The organism is Streptomyces sp. PA03-1a, from assembly GCF_033792805.1.
Lineage (GTDB): Bacteria > Actinomycetota > Actinomycetes > Streptomycetales > Streptomycetaceae > Actinacidiphila.
Genome location: NZ_JARAVO010000330.1, coordinates 1 through 8,194 on the forward strand (window position 1 = coordinate 1; position 8,194 = coordinate 8,194).

Below are 8,194 nucleotides of genomic sequence, written 5' to 3' on the forward strand. Positions count from 1 at the left end.
GGCACTTCCCGTGGCGGGGCGGGCGGGAACGGATCCCGCCCGGTGGACTCGCCCTCCGCTCCGGGCTGTCCGAGTCGGCCGGGTACCGACCGCTCCCGCTCGCCCCGCCACGGGAAGTGCCCGGCGCCCGGCTGAACGCCCGGCGCGGTGTCCGGGAACAGCTCCGCCACCTCGGCCATCGCGGGCGGTGGTGCGTGCACGTCGCACTCCCCCGCCAGTACGAGCACCGGTCCCGCGAAGCGGGCGAGCGCCGTACGCGTGCGCTCCGGTTCCCAGGCGTCCCCCGAGCGGAAGACGGCCGCGGCTGCGTCGCTCCTCTCCTCGGCGCCTCCGGCCTCCAGCGCCCGCGCGGTCCCGTCCCAACGCCCGTGGGGGAAGGGCGCGACGGCCTCCCTGCGGCCGTCCTCCCCCGCGCCCCGCGACGACCTCCTCCAAGGCCGTGTAGCCCGCGTCGTACCAAGGCTCCCCCTGCCGGAGCCGGACCGTGGCCGGCCGAACGTCCGTACCGACGGCGAGACCAACGGAGGCCGCGGTGGGCGCGCAGCGCCTCGAAGTCGTCGACGAGGCGGTCGCAGCGGTAGCTGGCGGAGCCCCACACACCCTCCCCCCGGCAGGCAGACCATGGGCAGGCCTGGTCGCCGCGCAAGCAAGCGCCGTGCCGTCGGGAGCCACGAGGACAGGCGTGGCCACGGCCATGCCCGCGGCCTCCGTGCGGTGTCAACCGCGCGGCGGCACCCCGGCCGCGCGCACCGGTTCATCCGAGGTTCACGTTCCGGCCACCCCCGCGAGAACAGGGCTCTTTACCGTCCCATGGGATTCGCTATACCGGAACATAGACTTGGAGGCACTGTGCGGCCGCACAGACTTCTTCCGCTCCTCCCCCGCCACGACGGTGGCAGGTCCGCCCTCACCTGCCGGTTCAAGTGCGGTGACGCCTGCGCCCACGAGGCCCCGAACACCAGCGGCAACGCCTACCTCGGCGACGTCGTCGCCGACGCCCTCTCCCGCCGCACCATGCTGCGGACCGGTGCCGTGGTCACCCTGGCCGCCGCCGCAGGAGGCATGGCCGTCACGTCCGGCACCGACGTGGCCGTCGCCGCCCCCGAACCGAAGCACGGCGGTCACGGCGGTCACGGCGGTCACGGCGGTCACGGCGGCACCGTCGACCCCGACGCCGCCAAGGGCCTGCGCTTCCGGCCCGTCGAGCCGAACACCGTGGACGCCCTCGTCGTCCCCGAGGGCTACGCGCAGAGCGTCGTGATCCGCTGGGGCGACCCCATCCTGCGCGGCGCCCCCGCGTTCGACCAGGCGCGGCAGACCGCCGCGGCGCAGGCCGGCCAGTTCGGCTACAACAACGACTTCCTGCACCTGTTCGACCTGCCCGGTGAGCGCGGCCGTCAGGTACTCGTCGCCAACCACGAGTACACCGACGAGATCCTCATGTTCCCGGGCTACGACGCGGCCGACCCCACCCGCGAGCAGGTCGAGATCGCATGGGCCGCGCACGGCCTCAGCGTGGTCGTGGTCGAGGAGGACCGGCACTCCGGCCGCCTGTACCCGGTGAACCGGCACGGCATGAACCGGCGGGTCCACACCAAGACGGCCTTCCGGCTGACCGGCCCCGCCGCGGGCAGCCCCCTGCTGCGCACCAAGGCCGACCCCACCGGCACGAAGGTCCTCGGCACCCTCAACAACTGCGCCGGCGGCACCACCCCGTGGGGCACCGTGCTCTCGGGCGAGGAGAACTTCAACCAGTACTTCGGCAACGCGGTCTCGGTCACCGACCCGGTCACCGCGGAGCGGCTGAAGCGCTACGGCGTCGCCGGCGCGGCCAGCGAGCGCAAGTGGGAGCGGTTCGACGACCGCTTCGACCTGGCGAAGGAGCCCAACGAGGTCAACCGCTTCGGCTGGATCGTGGAGCTCGACCCCTTCGACCCGGACTCGACGCCGCGCAAGCACACCGCGCTCGGCCGCTTCAAGCACGAGGCCGCGCAGCCCCGGCTCACCGATGACGGCCGCCCCGTCGTCTACATGGGCGACGACGAGCGCTTTGACTACATGTACAAGTTCGTGGCGAGCAAGGCGATGCGGCACGGCAGCGGCCGGGCCGTCCGCGAGCACAACCTGTCGCTGCTCGACGAGGGCACGCTCTACGTCGCCAGGCTCACCGGCGACAGCCCTGCCGCGGAGTTCGACGGCAGCGGGAAGCTGCCCTCGGACGGCGAGTTCGACGGCTCGGGCGAGTGGATCAGGCTGGCGAGCGGCACCACCTCCTTCGTGGAGGGCATGACCGCCGAGGAGGTCTACCTCTTCACCCGGATGGCGGCGGACAAGGCCGGTGCCACGAAGATGGACCGCCCCGAGGACGTCGAGCCCAGCCCGCGCACCGGTCGCGTCTACGTGGCGCTGACCAACAACACCAACCGCGGCAAGGCCGGCTCCGCCGGCCCCGACGAGGCCAACCCGCGGAGCAACAACAAGCACGGGCACGTGCTGGAGCTGGCCGAGTTCTTCGACGACCCTGCCGCCGACCGCTTCGCGTGGCGGCTGTTCCTGGTCGCCGGAGACCCCTCGGACCCCGCCACCTACTTCGCGGGCTTCCCGAAGGACGACGTCAGCCCGATCTCGTGCCCGGACAACGTGGCCTTCGACCCGCACGGCAACCTGTGGATCTCCACCGACGGCGCGCCCGGCACCCTCGGCACCCACGACGCCCTCTTCGGCGTCGCGGTCAGGGGTGACAAGCGCGGTCAGGTCCGGCAGTTCCTGAGCGTGCCCAAGGGCGCCGAGACCTGCGGCCCGATCGTCCAGGACCAGCGCGTCCTGGTCGCGGTGCAGCACCCCGGCGAGACCGACGGCTCCACGTACGAGAACCCGTCCTCGCGCTGGCCGGACGGCGGCAAGCGGATCCCCCGCCCCTCCGTCGTCGTGGTGTGGCGCAAGGACGGCCGCGACATCGGCGTGTGACGCCACGGCCCCGCCCGGCGTGCCGGGCGGGGCCGCTCCACGGCGGCCGTCAGGCGGCCGGGGCCGGACGGCCGAGGGCCGGTCCGAGCCGGGTGGCGATGTCGGTGAGGATCTGCACGTAGTCCTCGGGCTCGAAGGCGAACGGCAGCGCGAAGGCGACCTCGTCGACCTCGCGGAAGGCCGCGTGCGCGGAGAGCCGCTCCGCGATCTCCTCGGAGGTGCCGACCAGGTCGGGGGCGAACAGCAGCCGCCCGGGGCCCTGCGGGCCGGCGGTGCGCGGCAGCCGCCGGCGGGCGTACTCCCGGTACTTCTCGCGCTGGCCGGCCGAGGCGCTGTCGGTGGGGACGACGACCAGTCCCTGCGAGACCCGGGCCCGTTCGCCGTCGGGGTGTGCGGCACGGAAGGCACGGACGTGGGACAGCTGGATCGCCGCGAAGTCCTCGGACTCCTCCGCCTTGACCACGCTGCTCGTCAGGAAGTTCATCCCGTGCTCCCCGGCCCACCGCGCCGAGCGCAGGCTCCCTCCGCCGTACCACATGCGGTCGCCGAGCCCCGGGGAGTGCGGCTGGACGCGGTCGGAGAAGACCTCGAAGCCCTCGGTGCCGCTGAAGGCGGTGGCCGGCTCGCCCCGGACGAAGCCCAGCAGGCGTTCCACCCGGGTGTAGGAGAAGTCCTCGTGGCCCGCGGTGTCCGGGTAGAGGGCGCCGCGGACCTCGTCGAAGTGCATCGGCGGGCCGACGCTGACGCCCGGGTTGAGGCGGCCGCCGGACAGCAGGTCCACCGTCGCCAGGTCCTCGGCCAGTCGCAGCGGGTTCTCCCATCCCAGCGGGATGACGGCCGTGCCGAGTTCGATGCGGCTGGTGCGCTGCGAGGCGGCGGCGAGGACGGCCACGGGCGAGGAGATGCCGAACTGCAGGTGGCGGTGGCGCACCCACGCACTGTCGAAGCCCAGTCGCTCGCCCAACTGGATCATCTCGAGCGTCGCCTCGTGCCCGCGCCGCGGGTCGGCCTCGTCGAACAGCCCGATCGTCAGGAAGCCCAGTTTGCGCAGCGGCCTGCCGTACGACGGCACGGCGCCCTCCTCGTCGCGGGGTCGGGCGGGACCGGCACCGCCCCGCTCCGGCTCGAGCGGGGCGGGACGGTGCCGGACACCGACGGTAGGTCAGTTCACGGTGACCGGCAGCTCGTACAGGTCGTTCTGGGTGACCACGGGCTTGTTCCGCAGCTCCGTCGCCGGCACCGCCAGGTCGAGCTTGGGGAAGCGCTCGAACAGGGCGGGCAGCGCCACCGAGGCCTCCAGCCGGGACAGCGCGGCGCCCGGGCACACGTGCGGGCCGTGGCCGAAGGCGATGTGCCGGATGGGGTGCTCGCGGGTGATGTCGAAGACGCCGGCGCTCGGACCGTGCTGCTTCTCGTCGCCGCCGATCGCCGCGTAGGAGACGATCAGCGCCTCGCCCTTGGCGATGACCTTGTCGCCGACGGGGACGTCCTCGGTGGCGAAGCGGATCAGCACGTGGGAGGTGGGCGTGGAGTGGCGCAGCGTCTCCTCCACCACCGACTCCCAGCTCGCCTTGCCCTCCCGCACCAGCGCGAGCTGGTCGGGGTGGGTGAGCAGGTTGACGACCGCGTTCACGATGAGGGAGATCGTGGTCTCGTGGCCCGCGGCGATCATCAGCTGCAGGGTGCTCTGGATCTCCGCGTCGGTGAGGTGGTCACCGTCCTCGGAGGCCGCGATGAGCGCGCTGGTCAGGTCGTCGCCGGGCTCGGCGCGCCGGTCGGCGACGGTCTTGGCCATCAGGGTCGCGAGCTCGCCGAGGGTGGCGATGACCTCGTCGGGCGGGGTCTGGGTGGAGAAGAACTTCTCGAACAGCACCTTCAGGCGGGGCAGGTGGGCCTCGTCGATGCCCATCAGCTCCTGCACGACGTACATCGGCAGCGGGTAGGCGAAGGTGGCCTTCAGGTCCAGCACCTCGCCCTCACGTGCCGCCTCCTCGACGCGCTCCAGGAGACCGGCCGTCAGCTCCTCGATGCGGGCCCGCATCTGCTCGACGCGGCGGGGGGTGAGCGCCTGGGCGACCAGGGCGCGCAGCCGGCGGTGGTCGGCGCCGTCCACGGTGAGCATCGAGCGGCCGGGGTTGGCCAGGCCGATCAGCGCCCAGTCGGCGGGTATCTCACCGCGGGTGAAGGCGTCCCAGTGGGCGATGTCCTTCACCAGCCGCGGGTCGGTCAGCAGCGCGCGGGCCTCGGCATGGTGCGTCACGGCCCACACCGGCACCCCGCCGGGCAGGACGACCGCGGCCAGCGGGCCCTCCTCGCGCAGCGCGGCGCTCTCGGCGACCAGGTCGCCCACCAGCGGGTCCAGCACGATCGGGGAGGCCGCGCGGTGGCCGGTGACCGGGCATTCCATCAGAGTTCTCCTAGCACGGGGGTGGGTGTGAAACGCACGGGGAGCTTGGTCATGCCCCGCAGCCACGGGGACGGACGGCGCACCAGTTCGGCGGGGTCGACCGCCAGTTCGAGGTCGGGCAGCCGGTCCAGCAGCACCTCGATGCCGGTGCGGGCGATGGCCTCGGCGATCTCCTGCGCCGGGAACGGGCAGCGGTGCTCACCGTGGCCGAAGGAGAACCAGGCGTTGTTGCCGTTGGTGGATGCCCCGGCCTCCAGGTGCACCTGCGGGTCGGCGTTCGCCGCGGCGAAGCCGAGGATGAGCAGGTCGCCGGAGGCGATCTGGCGCCCGCCGAGCCGGGTGTCGCGGCTGGCCCACCGCCCGGCGATGTTCTGGCTGGGGGTGTCCTCCCACAGGACCTCGTTCATGGCCTGTCCGACGCTGTTCCGGCCACCGGTGAACGAGGCGGCGAAGCGGTCGTCGGTGAGCATCAGCCGCAGCGAGTTGCCGATCCAGTCCGCGGTGGGCTGGTGCCCGGCCACGGTCATCACCATCAGGTCCTGCACGATCTCCTCGTCGGAGAAGTCGTACCGGTCGGCGAGCATCCGCGAGACCACGTCCGCGCCCGGCTGCTCCTTCTTCGCCTCGAGCAGCTCGGTCATCGCGGAGTAGACGTACATCTGGCCGGCGATGGCGTCCGCGCCGCCGTCGACCAGGTCCTTGACCGCCTTCACCAGGCGGGGGCCCTGCTCCTCGGGGAAGCCGTAAAGCCGGGCCAGCACACGGACCGGGAGCAGCATCGCGAACTCGTCGAGGATGTCCGCCCTGCCGCTGCCGCAGAAGGTGTCGACCAGCCCGTCGGCGTAGCGCTCGGCGTGACGGCGCAGTTCGACCGCGTCGATGGCCTCCATGGCGTTGCCCATCATCGCGGCGCGCTGCCGGTGCCGCTCGCCCACGGTGTAGAGGATCGACGGCTGCTTGCGCCCGATCATGGGCAGCAGCGGCCAGTCGTCGGGGATGCGGTCCCACTGGTTCCACAGGTCCGAGTCGCGGCTGAAGAGCACCGGGTCGCCGGTGACGTGCAGCAGTTCCCGGTAGCCCAGCACGAGCCAGGCCGGTATGCCGCCGTCGAGCTCCACGGGGGCCAGGGCCCCGTGCTCGCGGCGCAACTCCCGGTACAGGGCGGCCGGTTCGACGTGGAAGCGCGGACCGCTGAACGGCACCGCCCCGGCGAACGGGCAGGCGCCGGCGGCCGCGGAGGGCTGACTGGTCACGGGGCGGTCCTCTCCCGGGGGCGCGGGCGGGCGCCGGACAGGGTCTGCAGGTGCTGGACGAGGGTGATGAGGACGTCCTTGGAGGACTGCCGGGACCGCGCGTCGCAGTCCACCAGCGGCACCCCGTCCGCCAGTGACAGCGCGTCGCGGACCTGTTCCTCGGTGTGCTTCGGCCCGCCGAAGTCGTTGCGGGCCACCACGAACGGGGTGCCGTGGTGCTCCAGGCGGTCGATGGCGTACCAGGAGTCGTCCAGCCGGCGGGTGTCGACCAGCACCACCGCGCCGAGCGTGCCGGAGAACAGCCGGTCCCACAGGAACCAGAACCGTTCCTGCCCGGGCGCGCCGAACAGGTAGAGCACGGTGCGCGCGTTGACGCTGATCCGGCCGAAGTCGAAGGCCACGGTGGTGGAGGTCTTCGCCCCCACACCGGCGAGGTCGTCGACCCCGGCTCCGGCCTGGGTCATCGTCTCCTCGGTGTTCAGCGGACGGATCTCGCTGACCGAGCGGACCATGGTCGTCTTCCCGACGCCGAACCCACCGGTGATGACGATCTTCAGCCCGTTGTCGGCGCTCGCGTCGAGCGGCGCCCGCGGCCCCGGCGGGCCGGGAACGAGGCCGGGGTCAGAGGTTGCGTAGTCCAACGAGCACCTGCTCCAGGATCTCGGGGTCCGGCAGTTGAGCCGCCGTCCGGGCGGTACGGGGGTGCCGGGCGCTGATCCGGCCGGTGTCCAGCAGGTCGCACAGCAGCACCTGGGTGATGCCGACCGGGAGTCCCAGGTCGGCGGCGAGCTCCACGACGGCGGTGGGCCGGCGGCAGATCCGCAGGATCGCCGCGTGCTCGGACTGCATCCCCGGGACCGGATCGCACTCGGCGACCACCAGGGTCACCAGGTCGAACGCGTCGGACGCGGGCCGGCTGCGGCCCGACGTCAGGGTGTACAGCCGGTCCGGATCCTCCTCCCGGCCCGGGCGGGGTGTCATGCGCCGTCGCCGTCCTCACCGGGCACCTCGCGCGGGGGAGCGCTCAGGTGCTCACCGAGCTGCTCGACCAGCTCGTGCATGTTGTGGCCGATCAGGCCGACCTCGGCGTCGTCGTCGGCGACGACCGCGAGGTGGGCGCCGTCACCGGCCTCGACGATGAACAGGATCCCGCCGTAGAACTCGGCCATGGCCTGCCGCACGCCGCCGCTGCCGTCGCCGAACTCCATGGACGCGCCCTGCGACAGGCTCTGGATGCCGGCGGAGATGGCCGCGAGCTGGTCCGCCTGGTCCACCGAGAGCTCGGGGGTGCGGCACAGCTTGAGCCCGTCCCGGGACAGGACCAGGGCGTGGCGGGCGCCCGGGGTGCGCTCCAGCAGGTTCTCCAGCAGCCAGTTGAGCCGCTCGTCCGTACTGGTGTGGCCGGTGGCCGGTGCGGTCATCGCGCGTCGCTTTCTGGGGATGGGGCCGTCGCGTTGTGCTCGTCGCGGTCCGCGCGGGGCGCGGTCGCGGGGACGGCGGACGGCCCGCCCGCCGGGTTCCTCCCAGCCCTACCCGGCGACGACGGCCGGCGACGGCACGTCTGGAC

Annotated in this window: 7 protein-coding genes and 1 pseudogene; 1 reads left to right on the plus strand and 7 read right to left on the minus strand. The window is 72.9% G+C overall.

Annotated elements, in window-relative coordinates; genetic code table 11:
• Nucleotides 1-200 (minus strand): annotated as a pseudogene (locus tag PV341_RS41670) (hypothetical protein); the annotation flags it as partial.
• A 649-nt stretch (nt 201-849) separates the two neighbouring features.
• On the opposite strand from PV341_RS41670, the gene PV341_RS41675 reads away from it, so the two are divergent.
• Nucleotides 850-2,967: a PhoX family protein gene (locus tag PV341_RS41675; RefSeq protein WP_500360581.1), complete on the plus strand. Its 2,118-nt coding sequence runs from the start codon at nt 850-852 to the stop codon at nt 2,965-2,967.
• Between the two features lie 49 nt (nt 2,968-3,016).
• On the opposite strand, the gene PV341_RS41680 is transcribed toward PV341_RS41675, so the two are convergent.
• The 6 genes from PV341_RS41680 to PV341_RS41705 form a co-directional block, all read right to left on the minus strand.
• Nucleotides 3,017-4,039: an LLM class flavin-dependent oxidoreductase gene (locus PV341_RS41680; protein ID WP_500328894.1), complete on the minus strand. Its 1,023-nt coding sequence runs from the start codon at nt 4,037-4,039 to the stop codon at nt 3,017-3,019.
• Between the two features lie 90 nt (nt 4,040-4,129).
• Nucleotides 4,130-5,374, minus strand: a complete 1,245-nt coding sequence (locus PV341_RS41685; protein WP_500328895.1) for a cytochrome P450 family protein — start codon at nt 5,372-5,374, stop codon at nt 4,130-4,132.
• Nucleotides 5,374-6,627: a cytochrome P450 gene (locus PV341_RS41690; protein ID WP_500328896.1), complete on the minus strand. Its 1,254-nt coding sequence runs from the start codon at nt 6,625-6,627 to the stop codon at nt 5,374-5,376. The genes PV341_RS41685 and PV341_RS41690 overlap by 1 nt, the downstream gene beginning before the upstream one ends.
• Entirely contained in the window at nt 6,624-7,268 is a 645-nt protein-coding gene (locus tag PV341_RS41695) for a GTP-binding protein (protein WP_499509236.1), read from the minus strand. Before PV341_RS41695 ends, PV341_RS41690 begins: the two co-directional genes overlap by 4 nt.
• Nucleotides 7,249-7,608 (minus strand): DUF742 domain-containing protein, encoded by a 360-nt coding sequence (locus PV341_RS41700; RefSeq protein WP_499509237.1) that lies wholly within the window; start codon nt 7,606-7,608, stop codon nt 7,249-7,251. Before PV341_RS41700 ends, PV341_RS41695 begins: the two co-directional genes overlap by 20 nt.
• Nucleotides 7,605-8,048 carry a roadblock/LC7 domain-containing protein gene (locus PV341_RS41705; protein WP_500328897.1) on the minus strand — a complete coding sequence of 148 codons (444 nt, stop codon included), beginning with the start codon at nt 8,046-8,048 and terminating at the stop codon, nt 7,605-7,607. Before PV341_RS41705 ends, PV341_RS41700 begins: the two co-directional genes overlap by 4 nt.
• Nucleotides 8,049-8,194: the final 146 nt, after the last annotated feature.